This is a genomic window from Methylovirgula sp. 4M-Z18 (genome assembly GCF_037890675.1).
Classification (GTDB): Bacteria; Pseudomonadota; Alphaproteobacteria; order Rhizobiales; family Beijerinckiaceae; genus 4M-Z18.
Genome location: NZ_CP149574.1, coordinates 3,316,674 through 3,337,459 on the forward strand (window position 1 = coordinate 3,316,674; position 20,786 = coordinate 3,337,459).

General features: G+C 62.8%; 16 protein-coding genes. 6 read left to right on the forward strand and 10 right to left on the reverse strand.

Annotated features, from left to right (window positions below):
• Positions 1–54: 54 nt before the first annotated feature.
• Complete coding sequence (gene betC / locus V9T28_RS15440; protein ID WP_116399952.1) at positions 55–1,605, reverse strand: choline-sulfatase; 1,551 nt, start codon at positions 1,603–1,605, stop codon at positions 55–57.
• 38 nt (positions 1,606–1,643) lie between these two features.
• Complete coding sequence (locus tag V9T28_RS15445; RefSeq protein ID WP_116399953.1) at positions 1,644–2,276, reverse strand: LysE family translocator; 633 nt, start codon at positions 2,274–2,276, stop codon at positions 1,644–1,646.
• 335 nt (positions 2,277–2,611) lie between these two features.
• Between V9T28_RS15445 and V9T28_RS15450 the strand changes: the two genes are divergently transcribed.
• Together V9T28_RS15450 and leuA are read left to right on the forward strand one after the other, a co-directional pair.
• Positions 2,612–4,978, forward strand: coding sequence for an ATP-dependent helicase (locus tag V9T28_RS15450; protein ID WP_116399954.1), 2,367 nt, complete (start codon positions 2,612–2,614; stop codon positions 4,976–4,978).
• Between the two features lie 330 nt (positions 4,979–5,308).
• Entirely contained in the window at positions 5,309–6,979 is a 1,671-nt protein-coding gene (leuA, locus tag V9T28_RS15455) for a 2-isopropylmalate synthase (protein WP_116399955.1), read from the forward strand.
• A gap of 81 nt (positions 6,980–7,060) precedes the next feature.
• Here leuA and V9T28_RS15460 read toward each other — a convergent pair whose 3' ends face one another.
• Positions 7,061–7,351 carry a hypothetical protein gene (locus tag V9T28_RS15460; RefSeq protein ID WP_147306406.1) on the reverse strand — a complete coding sequence of 97 codons (291 nt, stop codon included), beginning with the start codon at positions 7,349–7,351 and terminating at the stop codon, positions 7,061–7,063.
• Between the two features lie 209 nt (positions 7,352–7,560).
• On the opposite strand from V9T28_RS15460, the gene V9T28_RS15465 reads away from it, so the two are divergent.
• The 3 genes from V9T28_RS15465 (at position 7,561) to V9T28_RS15475 (ending at position 12,289) form a co-directional block, all read left to right on the forward strand.
• The gene (locus V9T28_RS15465) at positions 7,561–9,402 is read left to right on the forward strand and encodes a putative bifunctional diguanylate cyclase/phosphodiesterase (RefSeq protein ID WP_116399957.1); all 1,842 of its coding nucleotides are present in this window, start codon (positions 7,561–7,563) and stop codon (positions 9,400–9,402) included.
• A gap of 74 nt (positions 9,403–9,476) precedes the next feature.
• Complete coding sequence (locus V9T28_RS15470) at positions 9,477–10,430, forward strand: 50S ribosomal protein L11 methyltransferase (protein WP_116400298.1); 954 nt, start codon at positions 9,477–9,479, stop codon at positions 10,428–10,430.
• Between the two features lie 44 nt (positions 10,431–10,474).
• On the forward strand, positions 10,475–12,289 hold the full coding sequence (locus V9T28_RS15475) for an aminopeptidase P family protein (protein ID WP_116399958.1): 1,815 nt from the start codon (positions 10,475–10,477) through the stop codon (positions 12,287–12,289).
• 16 nt (positions 12,290–12,305) lie between these two features.
• On the opposite strand, the gene V9T28_RS15480 is transcribed toward V9T28_RS15475, so the two are convergent.
• From V9T28_RS15480 to ligA, 4 genes are read right to left on the reverse strand one after another with little or no spacing between them, the layout of a single operon-like run.
• A complete protein-coding gene (locus V9T28_RS15480; protein WP_116399959.1) occupies positions 12,306–12,605 on the reverse strand; it encodes an AzlD family protein in 300 nt (99 codons plus the stop codon).
• Positions 12,602–13,300: an AzlC family ABC transporter permease gene (locus tag V9T28_RS15485; RefSeq protein WP_245424024.1), complete on the reverse strand. Its 699-nt coding sequence runs from the start codon at positions 13,298–13,300 to the stop codon at positions 12,602–12,604. The genes V9T28_RS15480 and V9T28_RS15485 overlap by 4 nt, the downstream gene beginning before the upstream one ends.
• A gap of 47 nt (positions 13,301–13,347) precedes the next feature.
• On the reverse strand, positions 13,348–14,205 hold the full coding sequence (locus V9T28_RS15490; protein ID WP_116399961.1) for an AraC family transcriptional regulator: 858 nt from the start codon (positions 14,203–14,205) through the stop codon (positions 13,348–13,350).
• 50 nt (positions 14,206–14,255) lie between these two features.
• Positions 14,256–16,355 (reverse strand): NAD-dependent DNA ligase LigA, encoded by a 2,100-nt coding sequence (gene ligA / locus V9T28_RS15495; RefSeq protein ID WP_116399962.1) that lies wholly within the window; start codon positions 16,353–16,355, stop codon positions 14,256–14,258.
• Positions 16,356–16,554: 199 nt separating this feature from the next.
• Here ligA and V9T28_RS15500 point away from each other — a divergent pair, with 199 nt between their 5' ends.
• Complete coding sequence (locus tag V9T28_RS15500) at positions 16,555–16,827, forward strand: hypothetical protein (RefSeq protein WP_116399963.1); 273 nt, start codon at positions 16,555–16,557, stop codon at positions 16,825–16,827.
• Between the two features lie 82 nt (positions 16,828–16,909).
• On the opposite strand, the gene V9T28_RS15505 is transcribed toward V9T28_RS15500, so the two are convergent.
• From V9T28_RS15505 to V9T28_RS15515, 3 genes are read right to left on the reverse strand one after another with little or no spacing between them, the layout of a single operon-like run.
• The gene (locus V9T28_RS15505; protein ID WP_116399964.1) at positions 16,910–17,896 is read right to left on the reverse strand and encodes an Ldh family oxidoreductase; all 987 of its coding nucleotides are present in this window, start codon (positions 17,894–17,896) and stop codon (positions 16,910–16,912) included.
• A gap of 26 nt (positions 17,897–17,922) precedes the next feature.
• The gene (recN, locus tag V9T28_RS15510) at positions 17,923–19,593 is read right to left on the reverse strand and encodes a DNA repair protein RecN (protein WP_116399965.1); all 1,671 of its coding nucleotides are present in this window, start codon (positions 19,591–19,593) and stop codon (positions 17,923–17,925) included.
• Positions 19,594–19,607: 14 nt separating this feature from the next.
• A complete protein-coding gene (locus V9T28_RS15515; protein ID WP_245424048.1) occupies positions 19,608–20,408 on the reverse strand; it encodes an outer membrane protein assembly factor BamD in 801 nt (266 codons plus the stop codon).
• Positions 20,409–20,786 lie beyond the last annotated feature (378 nt).

Sequence of the window (20,786 nt, forward strand, 5' to 3'; positions counted from 1 at the left end):
GATCTTAAGCTTCCGCCGGCGCATTTTCCAAGCCGATGTGACTAACAAACAACGTTAAGTCGCCTTCGGCACCGCCTCCGGCGCCAGTGGATAGCGCGACAGCACGTCGGTATCGGTCACGTCACGGTGGTTGCGCGTATATTGCTCAGACGCGAGGCGGAGAGGCTGATAATCCCAGGGGAACAGCTTGCCCTTAGTCAGCGCCTGGAACACCGCGCGGCGGGCGTTCTGGCTTTCGATCACCTGCCGTCTCGTTTCGACCGGATCGAAGCGCGCGGCGAGCAACGCGCGGTACTGCTCGACGCGCGCGGTGTGTTCAGCCGCCGTAGCGAGATTGGTCGTCTCGGCCGGGTCCGCGGCGAGGTCGAACAATTGCTCGGGATCATCGCCGCAGGCGATGAATTTGAAATGGTTCTGCCGCACCATATACATCGGCGCGCCGACCCCTTCCGCAAGATATTCGCCGAAGACCACGCCGTCATCGTCGGGCGCCCCCTGCAGGAACGGCATGAGCGAGCGCCCATCGATGGTCGAGGCAACCGCGTCGGCACCCTTCTCTTCCGCAATGTCGAGAAAGGTCGGCAGAAGATCGGCAAGCGACGCGGGCGTCGCCACCCGGCGCGGCATAAAGCGCTGCGGCGCATGCACGATCAGCGGCACACGCGCTGCCGGATCGCGATAGCTCATCTTGTACCACAGGCCGCGTTCGCCGAGAAAATCGCCGTGATCGGAGGTGAGAACGATCACCGTATCGTCGGCAAGGTCGGTCGCCGCTAGCGTGGCCACAAGTTTGGCGATCTGCGCGTCGACATAGGAAATCGAAGCGTAATAGCCATGCCGCGCGCTGCGGATATCCGCTTTCGTAATATCGTATTCCTGCATCGCTGCCGCGTCGTAGAGACGGCGGCTGTGCGGGTCGAGGTCGGCATAGGGCAACGCGCCGACGCGCGGCAAATCGATATCCTCGTCGCGGTAGAGATTCCAGAATTCCGGCCGCTGCGCGTAGGGATCGTGCGGATGGGTGAAGGAGACCGTGAGGCAGAATGGCAACGTGTCGCGGTGACGCGCGAAATCATACAGCCGGCGCTGCGCGAGAAAGCCCACTTCATCGTCATATTCGAGCTGATTGGTGATTTCGGCGATGCCCGCCTGCTTCACCGAGGTCATATTGTGATACCACCAATCGATGCGCGCATTCGGCTCGCGCCAATCCGGCGTCCACCCGAAATCCGCCGGATAAATGTCGGTGGTCAGCCGTTCCTCGAATCCATGCAATTGGTCGGGGCCGACGAAATGCATCTTGCCCGACAGGCAGGTGCGATAGCCCTTGAGTCGCAAGTAATGCGCGAAGGTCGGGATCGAGGATTTGAACTCCGCCGCATTGTCATAGACGCCGGTGCGCGACGACAGCGCGCCCGACATGAGGCACGCGCGGCCCGGCGCGCAGAGGGGCGCATTGGTGTAGGCGTTCTCGAACACCACGCCCTTGCGCGCCAAAACATCGATCGCGGGGCTTTTGACGATACCGTGGCCGTAGGCAGGAAGATATTGTGCCGCAAGCTGATCGGCGACAATGAGCAGGATATTCGGTTTGCTCCGAGGCATATGTGTCTTTCAATTGACCAATGACGAACGGACGCGGCTTACGCCCGCCGCGCGAAACTGAAGGCGGCGTCCGCGATCGATTTCGCGCCGAACAGCACGAAGATGACCCCCACCGCACGGGTGATGACGCTGCCATGGGTGGCAAAGAATCGCCGCACCATCGGCAGACCGGCGCAGAAAACCAGCACCACATCGGCAATAATGAAGCCGCAGAAGGCGCTCGTCATCAGGTAGGGCGCATCGAACCAATGCAGCTCATTGGCAAAGCCGCTGACCAGCGCGCCGAACATCGCGACCGAAACGGGATAGGCCTTGGGATTGGTGAGGCCGAACAGCACGCCGGTCATCAGCGGCCGCTTCTGGCCGACCGGCGCCGCCTTGGTCTCGGCTTTGTGAAAGATCGCCTTGAAGCCCAGCCAGATCAGGAAGAGGCCGCAGGCAAGCCCCAAGGCCTCGAACACCACCGCGCCGATCTGGCTGGCGCCGATGATCGCGGCCAGCGCCAATGTGCCCCAGACCGTATCGCCCAAGAGATGCCCGGTCACGAAACGTGCCGCCGCGCCGCGCCCCTCGACAGCGGTCAGCGAAAACACCGCCAGAAAGGCCGGGCCTGGCGAAACCACATAGAGAAAACCCGCCACGGCGGTCAAAAGCAGCAATGTCGCCGACATGAATCGCTCCAGAATTTAGCGAAGATGAGCATGGCGCAGCAGATGCGCGCCTTTGTGCGAGAACCGACAATTTACACTCCGGATGCGACCTGCCTAGAGCAATTTCCCGAAAAGTTGCTCAATCTCGGAATGAATAAACCGCGACAAAACAATGGCTAGGACCATATCGCGGGCCGCGCACGCCCTGCATGCGGTTTCGCAAATTCCGGGCCATCTCACGGAAAAGACGCAAAGTTTTGGTCAAGTGCCTGTGCATGGCGGCCCTGCCGCTTATCGACTTTCGGGGTTAAAATCCCCACATTCCGCGGCAGGTGATTCGTTTTTAAGGCGAGACTTTGTCCGATCCGTTCGACCTTTCCAATGCGCAAGAACCGCCCGCGCCGCGCGCGGGCGGCATTGCCGCGCGGGCCCGGGCCGCCGCGGCGCCGTCCTATCTCGACAAGCTGAACCCGGAACAACGGGCCGGTGTCGAGACGCTCGATGGGCCGGTCCTGGTGCTGGCCGGCGCGGGAACCGGTAAGACGCGGGTGCTCACCACCCGCATCGCCCATATCATCGCCACCGGCCGGGCACGGGACTACGAGATCCTTGCCGTGACCTTCACCAACAAGGCGGCGCGTGAGATGAAGGAGCGGGTCGCCCAGCTCATCGGTCCGGCCGGCGAAGGCATGCCGTGGCTTGGCACGTTCCACTCGATCGGCACGAAGATCTTGCGCCGGCATGCCGAGCTTGTCGGGCTCAAGTCGTCGTTCACCATTCTCGATACCGACGATCAGATCCGGCTGCTCAAGCAGATCATCCAGGCCGCCAATGTCGACGACAAACGCTGGCCGGCGCGCCAGCTCGCCTATCTCATCGACTCATGGAAGAACCGCGGCCTCACGCCGCCGCAAGTGCCGAATGGCGAAGCCAGCGCTTTCGCCAACGGCATGGGCGCCAAACTTTACGCCGACTATCAGGCGCGGCTGAAAGTCCTCAACGCCGCCGATTTCGGCGACTTGTTGCTCGAAGGGCTGCGGCTGCTGCGCGAATATCCGGATGTGCTCGCCCATTATCAGCAGCGCTTCAAATATATTCTGGTGGACGAGTATCAGGACACCAACGTCGTGCAATATTTGTGGCTGAAGCTGCTGGCGCAGGCCAATCGCAATTTGTGCTGCGTGGGTGATGACGACCAATCGGTGTATGGCTGGCGTGGCGCCGAAGTGGACAATATTTTGCGCTTCGAACAGGAGTTTCCAGGCGCACGTGTCATTCGCCTGGAACAGAATTACCGCTCCACCGGCCACATCCTCGCAGCGGCCTCGCATCTGATCGCGCATAACGAGAGCCGGCTCGGCAAGACGTTGTTCACCGACGATCACGAAGGGATAAAGCCGACAGTCACCGGCGTGTGGGACTCGGAAGAGGAAGCGCGGATCATCGGCGAGGAAATCGAACAGCTGCAGCGCAAACAGGAATCGCTCGACGAAATCGCGATCCTCGTGCGTGCCTCATTCCAGATGCGCGAATTCGAAGAGCGTTTCATCACGCTCGGCCTGCCCTATCGGGTGATCGGCGGTCCGCGCTTTTATGAGCGGGCGGAAATTCGCGACGCCCTCGCCTATCTGCGCTGCGTCGCGCAGCCGGCCGATGATCTCGCGTTTGAGCGCATCATCAACGTGCCGAAACGTGGGCTTGGCGATGCCACGCTGCAGCTTCTGCACGATCACGCGCGCGCCTTGAGCATTCCCTTGATGCAGGCAGCGAGCAATATGATCGAGAGCGAGGAGCTGAAGCCAAAGCCGCGCCAGACCTTGCGCGATCTGCTCGCCTCTTTCGCGCGCTGGTCGAGCCTCACCGAAAACACGCCGCATAACGAACTTGCGGAAATTGTGCTGGAGGAATCCGGCTACACGGAAATGTGGCAGAAAGACAAGACGGCGGAAGCCGCGGGCCGGCTCGAAAACCTGAAAGAACTCGTGCGCTCGATGGAGGAATTTCCCGACCTCGCGGCCTTCCTCGAACATATTTCCCTAGTCCTCGACGCGGACGCTTCGAACGACAGGGCCGAACGTGTCTCGATCATGACGCTCCACGGCGCCAAGGGGCTCGAATTCGATAACGTGTTCCTGCCCGGCTGGGAGGAGGGCCTGTTTCCGCACCAGCGCTCGCTGGATGAGAACGGCCGCGCAGGGCTGGAGGAAGAGCGCCGCCTCGCCTATGTCGGCATCACCCGCGCCCGCCGCCGCGCCAAGATCAGCTTTGCCACCAACCGCCGCATTCACGGCCTGTGGCAGAGCACCATTCCCTCGCGCTTTCTCGACGAATTGCCCGAGCGGCATGTGGACGTGGTCGAGCAGGCCAGCGGCCAGCATTACGGCGGCTATGCGCAATCGCGCTTCGACCGCGCGGCAAGCTTTGCGACACCCTATACGACCCCGGGCTGGCAACGGGCGCAGGCGCGCAACGCGACAAGCGATATGCATCGCCAGGCGCCGCGCGGCGGCATCAACCCCACCACACGCCGCGGCCCCATGCAGATCGAAGGCACAATCCTTGCGAAATCGTCCGCTACCTCCGGCTACCAAAAGAACGACCGCGTCTTCCACATGAAATTCGGCCCTGGCACGGTGGTCGACACCGACGGCAACAAGCTGACGGTGGATTTCGACAAGGCCGGCCGCAAGATGGTGCTGGAGAGTTTTGTGCAGCGGGGATAGGTCCCTTCAACAGCCGCTAAAGGCCAAATCCCTCCAGTTGACCGGCCTGCCGCAATGTGACACATATCCGGCCCATGACATTCATCGCGCGCGCAACCCTTCGACTTCTTGACCCGACCTTCTAAGGAAGGCGGGATTTTCGTCGTTTTTGGGTTTTCGCTAGGTGTTGTCATGTCAACGGATCGACCATCCGCATTCTCTTCCTTCACTCTTCAGCACATTCGGCTTGGCGCGCGACTTATCGGCGATCATCGGGACTGACGGCCGCCCGGTGATCGTAGACGCCGCTTCGCACCCATTTTCCGAACAATTTAAGCTGAAGAGTTCCCCATGCTGCACAATCCGCAAAGCAAATACCGCACCTTCGACTCCATGATCAATCTGACCGACCGGCAATGGCCGTCGCGAACGATTACCAAAGCGCCGCAATGGCTGTCGTCCGACCTGCGCGACGGCAACCAGTCGCTCGCCGATCCGATGGATGTCGAGAAGAAAATGCGTTTCTACAAGACGCTGCTGAACATCGGCTTCAAACAGATCGAGATCGGCTTTCCCTCCGCCTCGCAGACCGAATTCGATTTCGTCCGCAGCCTGATCGAGGGCGGGCATATTCCCGACGACGTGACGGTGCAGGTCCTGACCCAGTCGCGTGAAGATCTGATCAAGCGCACCTTCGAGGCGCTCAAAGGCGTCAAACGCGCCATCGTTCACGTCTATGTGGCAACGGCGCCGCTGTTCCGCCGCGTCGTGTTCAACATGAGTAAGGACGAGATCGCCGCCCTGTCGGTCGCGGGCGCACGCACGATGCTCGCCGAGAGCCGCAAGTATCCCGAGACGCACTGGACGTTCGAATATTCGCCCGAAACCTTCAGCTTCACCGAACCCGATTTCGCGCTGGACGTGTGCGAGAAGGTGCTCGACGTCTGGCAGCCGACGCCAGAGCACAAGGTCATTCTCAACTTGCCCGCCACGGTCGAAGTGGCAATGCCGAATGTCTATGCCGACCAGATCGAATATTTCTGCCGCCGGATTTCGCGCCGCGACTCGGTCGTCATCAGCATTCATCCGCACAATGACCGAGGCACCGGCGTCGCCGCCGCCGAACTCGCGGTGCTGGCCGGCGCCGACCGGATCGAGGGCTGCCTGTTCGGCAATGGCGAGCGCACCGGCAATGTCGATCTCGTCACCTTGGCCTTGAATCTCTACACGCAAGGGGTCGATCCGGGCCTCGATTTCAGCGACATGCGCTCGGTCATCCGGACCGCGGAATATTGCAACGGCCTGCCGGTGCATCCGCGCCACCCCTATTCCGGCGAGTTGGTCTTCACGGCCTTTTCCGGCTCGCATCAGGACGCGGTGAAGAAAGGCTTTGCCGCCCATGAGGCGCGCAACGACGGGATGTGGGAAATGCCCTATCTGCCGATCGATCCGGCGGACCTCGGCGAGACCTATGAGGCGGTGATCCGCGTCAATAGCCAGTCCGGCAAGGGCGGCGTCGCCTGGGTGCTCGAACAGGACAAGGGCATCAAGCTGCCGCGCCGGTTCCAGATCGATTTTTCCCGCAAGGTGCAGGAGATCGCCGACCGGACAGCTAAAGAACTGACGGCACAGACGATTTGGGCCGCTTTCGAAGAGGCCTATCACCTCACCGGGCCGCAGCGCTACGAACTCGTCGAATACGAAGAGCCCGGCCCGCGCCGCGCCGGCCACAATCACGTCTTCGTCGGCAAGATCCGCGTCGATGGCCGGGACGTTTCGGTCTCCGGCCGCGGCAACGGCCTGATTTCGAGCGCGCTTGCGGCTTTCAACGCGGCGAGCGGGCTCAATATCGAAGTGGTCGATTATCAGGAGCACGCCCTGCGGCACGGCACCGATTCCCAAGCCATCGCATTCGTCGAATGCCGTTTGGGTGATGACCGGCGCCTGTTCGGGGTCGGGATCGACACGGATATTGCGACGGCATCGGTGAAAGCCGTGCTGAGCGCCGCAAACGCGGCATAGCAGAAGATAGAGCGATACCGTGCGCCACCTTCTTCCGCAGCTTCGCTCCGGGAGAAGGGTGCATAGCGTCACACACGCTGCTTACGGCTGTTTCGGCGCCGGCTTTTGGGTTTTGCACATGACCGGCTGCGGCGTGCAGGCAATCCCGGGGGTCGAACAGGCGGCGGCGCCGTCGTCACCGCGTTTGCAAACGGCGCAGGCATCGGTCCATTCCACGCAATCCGGATTATTCGTGCCGTAGATCTGCACCGTTTGCTGCGCGGGGCTCGGCGGCGCCGGCACATTCTGCGCTTGCAGCGGCGCGGCGAGCATCAGGAGCACGGCCATGAGGCCGGCCGGGCGCAATGACGCGTGAAAAGACATTTGTTTCATGCTGGCTAGCATATCCCGACACGGCGAAGCACAACAAGTCCTGGGTCGGGACCTAGGCCCAAACCGGCGCCCGGAGCGCAGCAAAGCGCGAACGGAACGACAACCTCTATCGACAACTGAGATCCAACACAGACGTTCACAATCAATTGTACAGCTTGACATTTGCGCGGGCAGAGAGACACTCGGCAGCGTCATCTGGAAGACTTCGCGTGTTGCTTAGCATCCAAAATCATATTCTCGAGATGATCGAACGGGGCGTTCCCCTGAAGGCAACGCTCGAGCAATTGTGTAGTGAGGTCGAACAACTCCTTCCGGGGACTGGCTGCACGGTTCTCGCCGTGGACGCCGCTGGCCGAATTCACCCGTTGGCCATGCCTCGTTTCCCCGAAATCTACGCTTTGTCGCTTGAGGGCAATCTTATCGGGCCTGAAGCGGGATCGTGCGGCACTGCCATATATCGCAATATGGCCGTGATCACCGAGGATATCGAGCACGATCCCAAATGGGCGGCATTCAAGACATTGGCACTTCCGCTGGGATGGAAGGCTTGCTACTCGACCCCGATCAGGGACGAAGCCGGAAAAGCTGTCGGAGCGATTGCCCTGTATTTTCAGGAAAAGCGCGGACCTTTGGACAGCGAGCGGGAGGTTATCGCCGTTTGCACGGAACTTTGCGAACTTGCAATGCGGCGTGACCAGGAGGCCGCTGATCGTGAACGGCGGTCGATGATCGACTCCTTAACCGATCTGCCAAATCAGGCGGCGTTCGACGACTCACTTTCGCAAATGCGTTGTGAGCTTCCGGGCAGTTGGGGCTTGTTCGTGATCGACGTCGATAATCTGAAGGCGACCAACGATACGCTTGGCCACGAGATCGGCGATATCTTCATCCGCACGGTTGCCCAGCGCATCTCGGACATTCTGGCCCCCGACACGGTGTTTCGAACGGGCGACGACCAGTTCTGTGCGATCCTGCAGAACGAGCAGTCGCTTCGGGATCTCGACCAAACCGCCGCGGCGATCCTTGTGGCACTTTCGGTACCGGCGCATTGCGGCGGGCATACTATTGTTCCCAAGGCGACGATTGGAGGCGCTGTCCTGGCACCGCAAGACGCGCAACCGGAGACCGTGCTCCGCAATGCGGGCTTTGCGCTTTATCATGCCAAGGAAGCCGTGCCCGGCGGTTTCGTTCAGTACTGGCCGGGGATCGGGACGCGCATGTCGAACCGGCGCGATTCCATACGCGAGGTGGCGGAGGCCCTTCGCGATTTCCGGATCGATGCATATTATCAGCCCGTTATTCGGCTCGACACCAAAGAAATTGTCGGCTTTGAAGCCTTGAGTCGGATGACGAATGTCGCGGGGCGAATCATTCCTGCCGCGCTCTTTCAGGAGGCGTTTACGGACGCCAATGTGGCCTGCCAAGTTACCGACCGCATGCTGGCGATTGTCGCGAAGGACATTCGCGCGTGGCTCGATGAGGGGCTTCCAGTCCAATATGTTGGCGTCAACATCACCTCTGCAGACTTATACACTGGGAACCTGCCTGACAAACTGCGCGCAGCGTTTGATCGGCACCGCGTACCCCTCTCGCATCTCATTATTGAAGTGACGGAGAACGCCTATATTGGTCGTCGCGACCGTGTCGCCATCGAGGCGATTGCGGATCTTAGGGCGAAGGGTGTGCGTGTCGCACTTGACGACTTTGGCACCGGCTTCGCGTCCTTGACCCACCTTCTCGCAGTTCCCGTCGACACGATAAAGATAGACCAATCGTTTATCCGCGGGCTTGGCCCACGCAGTCCCAGCGCCGCGATCGTCAGAGGCATTAATCAGATCGCGCGCGATCTCGACATTAAAGTTGTCGCAGAGGGCATCGAAACCCTCGATCAGATCGATGCGCTGCGCCAGATGAAATGCAATCTTGGACAAGGTTTGGTGTTTTCGAAGGCCGTCTCGCGCGAGACTGCTAGGCAGATGCTCCGGCGCCACGGGCAAGGCGCGGGCGGAAGCCCGTTCCCCTCCGACCCACCTAGGCTCCGAAGCTATTGAATTCGTTTGAGATGTGATTCAATGCGTCCAGGACCTAGATGACAGGCCAAGGACCGCATGCTAATTCGACAGCCATGCTCGAAGGTCTGCCCCCCAACAATGCCGCCTATGTGATGACGCTCACCTGCGACGAAGCGACGGCACGGGCTGTTGCCGATGCGATCGTCGAAACCTTCGACCCGGCGGAAACCGCCGCCGCGGCCTTCGAAATCGAGCCCGACAAGGAACGTTGGACCTCGCGCGATTGGCTGGTCGAAGTCTATTTCGGCAACGAGCCCGACGAGGCGATGATCCATGACCTCGTCGCGGCCTATGCTGGCGAAGAGGCGGCGAAGCAAATCGTCTTCTCGCGCGTCGCCGAGCGCGACTGGGTCAAGGCTTCGCTCGACGGACTCGAGCCGGTGCGCGCCGGACGCTTTCTCGTCCACGGCAGCCACGATCGCGGCCGCGCCCGCCCCAACGACCTCGCCCTCGAAATCGAAGCGGCGCTCGCCTTCGGCACCGGTCACCACGGCACGACACGCGGCTGCTTGCTCATGCTCGATCGCGTGCTGAAACGGCGCCGCCCGCGCCGGGTACTCGATGTCGGCACCGGAACCGGCGTCCTGGCAATGGCGGCGGCCAAGGCCCTGCATTGTTTCATCGCCTCAGGCGATATCGACCCGATCTCGGTCGAGGCCACGACCGGTAATGCGCGCATGAATGGCGTCGGCCCCTGGGTGAAGCCGGTGGTTGCACGCGGTGTGCAGCATCCGCTGCTGCAGGCGGGCGCGCCTTACGACCTGATCTTCGCCAATATTCTCGCCAAGCCCTTGCGGCTGCTCGCGCCCTCCATCGCCGCGCTGGCGAGCGAGGACGGCGAATTGATCCTCTCCGGCTTGCTTGGGCCGGATGTCGCGGGCGTCCTCACCGCCTACGCGGCGCAAGGCTTACGTCTCGCCCACCGTACCGATCTCGACGGCTGGGCGACGCTGCTGCTGACACGCAAAGGCGCCTCGCCCCGCCCCGTGCCTGCCGATCTGGCGTAAGCAATCCACTGCCGAAAGCAAGGCAGCCCTTCGAAAGGCAATGCATGTTCAAAGCGATCTACCAGTCCTTCGACGAGACCTCCAATCCCGCCCAAGGCCCGGCGCGGCTTGCCGCCCTGCGCGCCAAACTGAATGAGATGGGGCTCGACGGCTTTCTCGTGCCGCGCTCGGACGAGCATCAGAATGAATATGTGGCGAAATCCTCCGAGCGCCTCGCGTGGCTGACCGGCTTTACCGGTTCGGCCGGTCTGTGCGTCGTGCTCTCTGACCGGGCGGCGATCTTTGTCGACGGCCGCTATACCCTGCAGGTACGCGAGCAGGTGGATGTCAAAAGCTTCACGCCGCAGCACCTGATCAACGAGCCGCCGGAAGCCTGGGTCGAGGCGAATCTGAAAAAGGGCGCGCGGCTCGGCTTCGATCCGTGGCTGCACACCGCTGGAATGGTTAAGCGCTTCGAACAGGCGGCGAAAGCGGCCGGCGCCGAACTCGTCGCGGTGAGCCACAACCCGATCGACGCGATCTGGCAGGACCGGCCGGCGCCGCCGATCGCCGCCGTGCATCTGCACGCCAAGCGCCATGCCGGCGAGACCGCGGACAAGAAGATTGCCGCCCTGCAAAAGGCGTTGGGCAAAGCCGATGCGCTGGTGGTCAGCGACCCGCACAGCGTCGCCTGGGCCTTCAACATGCGCGGCGGCGATGTCGGCCACACGCCGCTGCCGCTGTCCTTCGCGCTGATCCGCAAGGAGGGCAGGCCCTCGCTCTATCTCGACGGCCGCAAGCTTTCGAACAGCGTGCGCGCCCATCTCGCGGACAGCGCCGATGTCGCCGATCCCTCCTTGCTGCTCAAGGATCTCGCCGCGCTCGGCAAAGCGAAAAAAACCGTGCAGTTCGACGCCGCCACCGCCCCTGCCCTGCTCTCGCAAACCTTGGAAGAGGCCGGCGGCAAGGCCGAGATCGGCGCCGATCCATCCGCCCTCATGAAGGCGCGCAAGAACAGGCACGAGCTTGCCGGCACGCGCGCCGCACATTTACGCGATGCGGCAGCCTATGCCCGCTTCCTTGCCTGGTTCGCGGAGGAAGCGCCCAAGGGCAAGCAGACGGAAATCTCCGCGGCCGAAGCGCTCGAAACCTTCCGGCGCGACGGCGGCAAGTTGAAGGACGTGTCCTTCCCCTCCATCTCCGGCGCCGGCCCGAATGCCGCCATTCCGCATTATCGGGTGTCGCGCACATCGAACCGCAAGATCGGCAAGGGCATTTTCCTCATCGATTCCGGCGCACAATATGAGGATGGCACCACCGACATCACCCGCACTCTCGTCGTCGGCAAGCCGACGGCGGAAATGCGCGACCGCTTCACCCGCGTGCTGAAGGGCCATATCGCCATCGCGACCAGCGTCTTCCCGAAGGGCACATCCGGCGCGCAGATCGACGCCTTCGCTCGTCAGGCCCTGTGGCAGGCAGGACTCGATTTCGATCACGGCACCGGCCATGGCGTCGGCTCCTATCTCTCGGTGCATGAAGGGCCGCAGCGCATCGCCAAGACGGGGACGACGCCGCTCGAACCGGGCATGATTCTGTCCAACGAGCCCGGCTATTACAAAGCCGGCGCCTGGGGCATCCGTATCGAGAACCTGATCGTCGTGGAAAAGCGCGAGATCAAGGGGGCCGAGCGTGAGATGTATGGCTTCGAGACGATCAGCTTCTCGCCGATCGAGCGCGCGCTCGTCGACGTCAAACTGCTCACGGCTGAAGAGCGCGCCTGGCTGAACGCCTATCACGCCGAAGTCAAGAAGCGCGTCGCCCCGCTCGTCGATCCGGCCACGCGCAAGTGGCTGACGGCGGCAACCAAGCCGCTTTGAACGGAGCGTGCTCCATTCACAACACGAGCCGCAGCAGCACGATCGACGCGACGCCGCTGGCCACGACGCCGAGCAGCGGCAGGCGCGTCGCGGCCAAGATGGTGATGGCGCTTGCCAAGGTCTCGGCCTTGCCGGTCGCCAGCATAGAGGGCGCGACCACTGCGACCAGCACCACGGGCGGAATGGCATCGAGCGCGGTGGCGAGGCGCGGCGACAGCTGCAACCGGCCCGCCAGCAACCCGCCGGTGACGCGGGTGAGATAGGTCACGAGGCCCATACACAGGATCGCGACAAAGGTCGTCCAATCGAGGGTCATGCGCTTTCCTCCGGCGCCGTGAGATAGGCGGCCACGATGCCGACGCATGCCCCGCCGGCGATGTGCCACGGCGGTCCGCACAGCACATAGAGCGCTGCCGAGGCGACGGCCGCACCGACCACCGGAATCGCGGTCGCTCGTCCCTTCCAGAAGCCGGCGATCAGGCCGATGAACAAGGCCGTGAAGGCGAAATCGGCGCCGATCCGCTTCGGATCGCCGAGCAGCGAGCCGCCGAGCGCACCCAACGTCGAGCACAGCACCCAGTTGAGCCAGAAGACGAGGCCCATGCCGAAATAATAACTCGGACGCAGCACGGCACCGGCCGCGCGGCGCTCGGAAAAGGCCCAGGTCTCGTCGACCATGAAAAAGAAACCGAGCGCGCGCAGACGCTGCGGGAACAACTGCATCTTGCGCACCAGCGACATGCCCATCAGCACGTGACGCAGGTTGATGAGCAGTACCGAGAAAGTGAGCAGCAGCACCGGCGCCGGCTGCTTCCATAGTTCCAGCGCCGAAAATTGCGCGCCGCCGGCATAAACCAAACTGCTCGTGAGCATCACCTCGACCGGCGATAGGCCCTTCAACGTGGCGAGGGCACCGTAGAGAAAACCGATCGGTACAGCCGCCACCAGCGCCGGCGCAATATCGCGCACGCCGGCCGTCATTTGCGAAAGAGTGGAATCTTGCGTCGTCATGCGCGAGCACATAGGACGGCGCGCGCGGACGGTCTTGTAAATTGTTGCTATCCCGCCCGAAACACGCCGGGCGTCACGCCCATGCGCTGCTTGAAGGCGCGGGTGAAATGGCTTTGGTCAAAGAAACCGCAATCGACCGCAACCTCGGCCAATGGCTCGCCCTTGGCGAGCAGGCCGCGGGCATGGCGAATGCGGCGGTCAAGCAGCCATTCATGCGGCGTCATGCCGAGATTGGCGCGGAAGGTGCGGATGAGATGGAAGCGCGAGAGGCCGGCGAGTTGGGAAAGCTGGGCCAAATCGATCTCGTCGCGAAAATGCACGTCCATATACTCGCGCACCCGCTCGAGAATCGTGCGCTCCTGGCCGGCACGCGGCGGTGAACCCAGCTTGGCGTGGCGCAGGATCAGAAGGCCATAGGCGGCAATCAGCAATTCGTCCGCCGCGAGCCCATCGCCACCGGTTTCCATACGCTCGTGCGCGGCGCGCAACAAAGCGAAAATGTCCGGATCGCGGTAAAGCGGCTGATCGAAGCTCGGGCCGAAAAGCTGCGGCTTGCCGGTCACATCCACCGCGATTTCGCGCATCACGTCCACCGACGGATAGGTCATGCGATAGATGAAGCCGATGTCCGCCGCGCCGCCGTCATGCACTTCGCCGGGCGGAATGATCGCCACATCGCCGGCCACCGCATGCACCGTTCCGCCGCACAGCACATAGGAATTGCAGCCCGCCAGCAGGACGCCGATGACATAGGTCTCGTGGGTATGACGCGGAAAACGCTGGGTGAAGAAGGTCGCGCTCAAACATTCCAGATTGCCATAGCGCGCCACGCGCCAAAACCGCGTGCGGTCGCGCTGATCATGCTCGCTGAGCGCGTCGATCTCCGATTGCGTGACATTGTGCATGAGGCAGATTACCGCGGGGCGTAGGCTGGGTCTTGTAAAAAATTGCTGGGCTATCCATTCACCCGCGCGAGCCACTCATCCTCGCTGATGACCTCGACACCAAGTTCGCGCGCCTTGGCGAGCTTCGATCCCGCATCCGCGCCCGCAACCAGCAGGTCCGTCTTCTTCGAGACCGAGCCGGAGACCTTCGCGCCCAGGCGCTCGGCCATGGCTTTGGCCTCATCGCGCGTCATGCGCTCCAACGCGCCGGTAAACACGACCGTTTTGCCCGCGACCGGCGAGCTTGCCGCAACTTCTTCCATCGGCTCGGTCGTCACTTCGGCGAGCAAGGCGTTCAGCGCTTCCTCATTATGCGCCTCGGCGAAAAAGTCGGCGAGCGCTTCGGCGACGACCGCGCCGATGCCTTCGATCCCCGTCAATTCGGCGCGTGCTTCAGACTCAGGATCCGCCGCCTTGATGCCGACTTCGCGCAGCGCGGCAAAATTGCCGAAATGCCGCGCCAGGCGTTTCGCGTTCGTCTCGCCGACATGGCGGATGCCGAGCGCATAGATGAAACGGTTGATCGCGATATGGCGCCGCGCTTCGATCGCAGCGAAGAGGTTGCGCACCGAGGTTTCGCCAAAGCCCTCGAAATTGCGGATTTTTGTCAAACTCTCCGCATCGCGCCGCGCGAGGGTGAAAATATCGGCCGGCGCGCGGATCAATCCCTTCTCATGGAAAAATTCGATCTGCTTGTCGCCGAGCCCCTCGATATCGAAGGCGTTGCGCGAGGCAAAATGTTTCAGACGCTCCACCGCTTGCGCCGCGCAGATGAGCCCGCCCGTGCAGCGCCGCACCGCGTCTGTCTCACCCTTCGCATCGATCTCCCGCAAAGCGGCGGAGCCGCATACCGGACAGACATCGGGGAACACGTAAGGTTTCGTATCCGCAGGGCGCTTCTCGAGAACGGCGCCGAGAATTTGCGGAATGACGTCGCCCGCCCGCTGCACGATGACCGTATCGCCGATCCGCACATCCTTGCGCGCGATCTCATCCTCATTGTGCAATGTCGCATTCGACACGACAACGCCGCCGACCGTCACCGGCTTCAGCCGCGCGACCGGCGTCAACGCACCCGTGCGGCCGACCTGGATTTCGATGCCCTCCAGAATGGTGGTCGCCTTTTCGGCGGGGAATTTATGCGCCACCGCCCAACGCGGCGAACGCGAGACGAAGCCGAGTCGCGCCTGCAGCGCAAGGTCATCGACCTTGTAGACGACACCATCGATATCATAGCCGAGCGTCGCGCGCCGCGCCTCGATCGCGCGATAGACGTCGAGCATGTCCTTGACCGAATAGCACAGGCGCATCAACGGATTGGTCGGCAGGCCCATGGCGGCAAAAGCCGCAACCACGCCGCTCTGCGTCTTTGCCGGCACCGCGCTCATCTCGCCCCAGGCGTAGGCGAAGAACTGCAACGGCCGCGCCGCCGTGATCGTCGGATCGAGCTGACGCAACGAGCCGGCCGCCGCGTTGCGCGGATTGGCAAACAATTTGCCGCCCGTCGCTTCCTGATTGACATTGAGGGCGGCAAAATCGGTGTGGCTCATATAGACTTCGCCGCGCACCTCGCAGATCTCCGGCACGTCACCTTTCAGCACATTCGGGATGCTGCCAATCGTGCGCACATTCGCCGTGACGTCCTCGCCCTCGAATCCGTCGCCACGCGTCGCCGCGGTCACGAGCACACCCTTCTCGTAGCGCAGCGAACAGGAGAGGCCATCGATCTTCGGCTCCGCCGTCAGGCTGACCGATGCGTCCGCGCCAAGGCCGAGAAAGCGGCGAATGCGGCCGACGAAATCCTCGACCTCTTCGTCAGCAAAGACGTTGCCGAGCGAGAGCATCGGCACGACGTGGCGCACCTTGGCGAATTTCTCCGATGGCGCCGCACCGACTTTTGCGCTTGGCGACGACGTGCTCTTCAGCGTCGGAAACAGAGATTCCAAATGATCGAGACGGCGGCGCAGCGCATCATAATCGGCGTCCGAAATCGTCGGCGCATCCTGCTGGTGGTAGCGCACGTCGTGCTCGGCAATCTCCTGCGCGAGCCTTGCATGTTCCTCGGCCGCGGCCTCGGGCGACATGTCGGTTTCGGATGAGCGCTTCGGCATGATGGGTCTCACTGCAAACAGATTCAAACGAACCGGACTCGCGTCACGGGCTCGTCACCACGTTCGCGCCATCCTACGTCACGCATTGCAGCCCAGCAATTCACCGCGTGCGCTTCGGCACAGCCCTTTGCGGCGCCCGCATCTACCTTCTCTCCATCGCTTCAACGGATTTCAAGCGATCCGAACATAGGAGAGTACCATGACCAACATCTTCAAAAAGACCCTGCTCGTCGGCCTTGCCGCCGCTTCCCTGGCCACCGGCTTGGCCGCCAGCACGGCGCCCGCATCGGCCTTCCCGATGATGCACCATCATCGCGGCTGGGGTGGCCCCTTGGCTGTCGGCGTGATCGGCGGTCTGGCCCTCGGCGCGATCGCGGCGTCCCGCGCCGACGATTGCTACCTCGCCCGCCGCGCGGTTTATAACGAAGACGGCGACTTCCTCGGCTACCGCGCCGTGCGGGTCTGCGACTGAGTTCAGCCCGGCTTCAACGCCAGGCTGCCTCTCCCCCGTCCTTGAAGCCAAGCCCTTCGGTCCTGCCGGAGGGTTTTCTTTTTCAGGCGCGCAGCGTCTCGATCAGCGCCGCGTCAACCTCGACGCCCTTCTCCTCGGCTTGCCGCCGCAGGCGATAGCGCCGGTCGCCTGGCAGGCGCACGCCGTCTTGCGCCAGCATCGCCTGCAACAGCTTTTCCAGCCGCACCGCGAAATCTGGGGCATGCGCCGCTGGATCCAAGACCACAAAAAACTGGCCGATGTCGAGCGGCGGAGCGTCAGTCACGCCATAGGGTTTGGCGTCGAAGGAAAATTGCGCGCCGGTGAGGACGGCGGCGAAAATCTCCCCCATCAGTGCGATCGCCGCGCCTTTGGCGCCACCGAAGGGCGCCATCGACCCCTGCAGCGCGGCCTGCGGATCTTGCGTCTCGGCGCCATCAGCATCGAGCGCCCAGCCGGGCGGCAAGGGTTCGTTGGCGCGCGCCTTCTGCAGCAACGCCACTTTCGTCACGACGCTCGCCGACTGGTCGATCACCAACGGCAACGCCTCGCTGCGCGGGACCGCGAAGGCCATCGGATTGGTGCCGAACAAGGGCACGCGCCCGCCCCAGGGCGCGATATTCGGTGGTCCATTAGTAAAAGCGAGCGCGACGAGGCCGTGCGTCGCCAATTCCTCGACGGCATGGCCGAGCACGCCGGCGGAATAGGACCGCGTGATCGTCAAAGAGGCTGTGCCGCAGGCCTTGGCGGCCTCGATCAAGGCGGGAAAGCCCACATCCATCGCCGGCTGCGCGAAGCCTTGCGCGGCATCCACATGCACAATTGCGGCGGCGCGCCGCTCGAGCTGCGGCACGGCAGTGCCGTTCACGCGACCGCTTTTGAGATGGCTGAGAAACACCGGCAAGAAGCCAAGGCCGATGCCGGAAAACCCATCCGCTTCCGCGGCGCGGATCGACCGGGCGACCGACGCCGCAATCGCTGTGGATGCACCGGACTTCACCAGAGCATCGCGCGCCATGGTTTCGATTGCATCAAGAGACAGAACCGGCACCGTGCCCCCTCCTCACCTTTTGACGATTATGCCGCGCCTTCGATCAATCGCGCCGCAGCAGCGCGCGCTTCGTTGGTGATCGTGGCGCCGGCGAGCATCCGCGCGATCTCTTCGCGCCGCGCCTCGTCGTGCAGGGTGGCGACGCTGGTCGCGACCCGCTCGCCCTTCTTGCCGATATCGGCTTTGGCGATCCGCATATGGGCATGCGCCTTGGCCGCCACCTGCGGCGCATGGGTGACGGCGAGCACTTGCACGCGTCCGGCGAGCCGAGCCAAGCGCTGCCCGATCGCATCCGCGACCGCGCCGCCGACGCCTGTGTCTATTTCGTCGAACACCAAAGTCGGCGCCGAGCCGCGATCGGCCAGAACCACTTTCAGCGCCAGCATGAAGCGGGCCAATTCGCCGCCCGAGGCGACCTTCATCAAGGGCCCCGGCTTCGTGCCCGGATTCGTCTGGACCCAGAACTCGACCCGGTCGATGCCCTCGCGCGTCGGCGCACCGTCGGAAGCGACCTGCGTCAGGAATTGCGCGCGCTCCAGTTTCAGCGGCGGCAATTCGGCATTCACCGCCTTGTCGATCTGTTTCGCGGCCTTCGCGCGCCCGGCCGAGAGGGTGCGCGCGGCCTTGTCATAAGCGGCCTGCGACTCGGCAACTTTCTGCGCCAGTTTGACGAGCCGGGCCTCGCCCGCATCGAGCGCCGCGAGGTCGCCGGCGAATTTCTCGGCCAGCGCCGGCAGCGCTTCGATCGTGACCTGATATTTGCGCGCCGCGCCGCGCAGAGCGAAAAGGCGCTCTTCGGTGCGCTCCAATTCGCGCGGGTCGAAATCGGCATCGCGCAAGGCCTGTTCGAGGGTCGCCTGCGCATCGTTCAGCGCATCGAGCGCGGCCGAGAGCGCCTTGGCGGACGGCTCGATCAAGTGCGGTGCCTGCGTGGCGCGGCGCTCCAGCCGGCGCAAGACCGAAGCAAGATTGGCGAGCGGACCATGATCGCCGGCGATGCTCTCGAACGCTTCGTTCAATTCGCCCGCGACCTTCTCGGCCTGCATCATCGCCGTGCGGCGGACGGCAAGCTGCTCCTCCTCGCCCGGCTGCGGCGCAAGTTTGGTCAGCTCCGCATGGGCGTGGCGCAGGAAATCCGCCTCCGCGCGGGCCGCATCGACCCGCGCTTGCTCGGCATCGCGCTCCGCTTCCGCCGCGCGCCAGTCATCATAAGCGGCGCGCAAGGCCTCGACCTGGGGGATCAGGCCGCCAAATGTATCGACGAGTTCGCGGTGAGTCGCGGGATCGATCAGCGCCCGGTCGTCGTGCTGGCCATGAATTTCGACGAGCGCCCGGCCGATCTGGCGCAGGCTCTGCGCCGAGAGCGGCTGATCGTTGACGAAGGCGCGGGTGCGACCGTCCGCCATCTGCATCCGGCGCAGGATCAGATCGCCGTCGACATCGAGATTTTGCGCCATGGCGAGCTGCCGCGCCGGATGATCCATGGCAAGATCGAACACGGCCGTGACCTGGCCCTGCGCCTGGCCATGCCGGACCAGAGACCCATCGCCCCGCCCGCCGAGTGCCAGGGCGAACGCATCAAGCAGGATCGATTTGCCGGCGCCGGTCTCGCCCGTCAGCACCGTCAGGCCCGCGCCGATCTCCAAATCGAGCTTGTCGATCAGGACGATGTCACGGATGGCAAGCTGCGCGAGCATGGGAAGGGGGCTAGCTAAATGCCGGCAACCGTGTGGAACGCCTTGGAGATCCAGGAATCCTGGCTTTCCCGCGGCTCGAGGCCCTTGGACTGCAGAAGCGCATAGGCGTCCTTGTACCATTGGCTGTCGGGGAAATTGTGGCCCAGGATCGCGGCCGCCGTCTGCGCCTCATTGACGATGCCGAGGCCGAGATAGGCTTCGGTCAAGCGCTCCAACGCCTCTTCGGTGTGGCGGGTCGTCTGGAATTTGGCGATCACGATGTGGAAGCGGTTGATCGCGGCGGTATAGTTCCGACGCTGCAGGTAGAAACGTCCGACCGACATTTCCTTACCGGCCAATTGGTCGGTCACGACCTGAATCTTGTATTTCGAGTCGTTCACATATTCCGACTGCGGGAATTTCTGCACCAGCAACGTGAAAATCTGCAGGGCCTTTTCGGCATTTTCCTGGTCGCGCGAAATGTCCGGCACGCGGTCGTAATAGGACATGCCGGCAATATAGAGGGAGTAAGCCGCGTCCTGGCTCTGCGGATAGGTCTGATAGTAGCGCTGGGCGGCCGAGACCGCATCGTCATATTCCTGGGCCTGGTAATTGGCATAGGCCTCCATCAGCAGCGCTTTGCGCGCCCATTCCGAATGGGCATATTGCTTTTCGAGATCGGAAAACTTCTTGGCGGCGCCCTTCGGGTCGCCCTTCTCAATACGGCCCAGGCCCTGATTGTACATGGTCTCGGCCGGAACGTCGGCCGCCACTTCCATCTTGTATTTTTCCGGCCCGAACGGATTGAGATTTTCAAGGGTCGAGCACCCGGCCATCGGCAAGGCCACCGCACAAAGCAAGGACGCGCGCAGCAAGAGGCTTCGCACAGGAAAAGCTGCACGGCCTGCGGGGACGTTTTGAGCGGAAGAAACGGAGATCATATGTGGACCCGGCGCCTTGAAGTGAGGGACATAAGGGAAAATTGGCTGTTGTGTTTATCGCAACTTGGTGCGCAACGCTACCCTTCAGCCAAACGCCAGCAGATGATGGGGAAATTAAGGCCGACGGCCGCCGCGCTGGCGGTGGAGGCTTGGTGCGCTCTGGCTTGTATTATGCGTTTTTCGCAGAGATGAATGGGGCGCGCGAGCTGCCAAATCGAGCGCTGAAATGCGTTCTCATGTCAGTCAATAGTTTTTTTTGACTTTTTCTTTTTC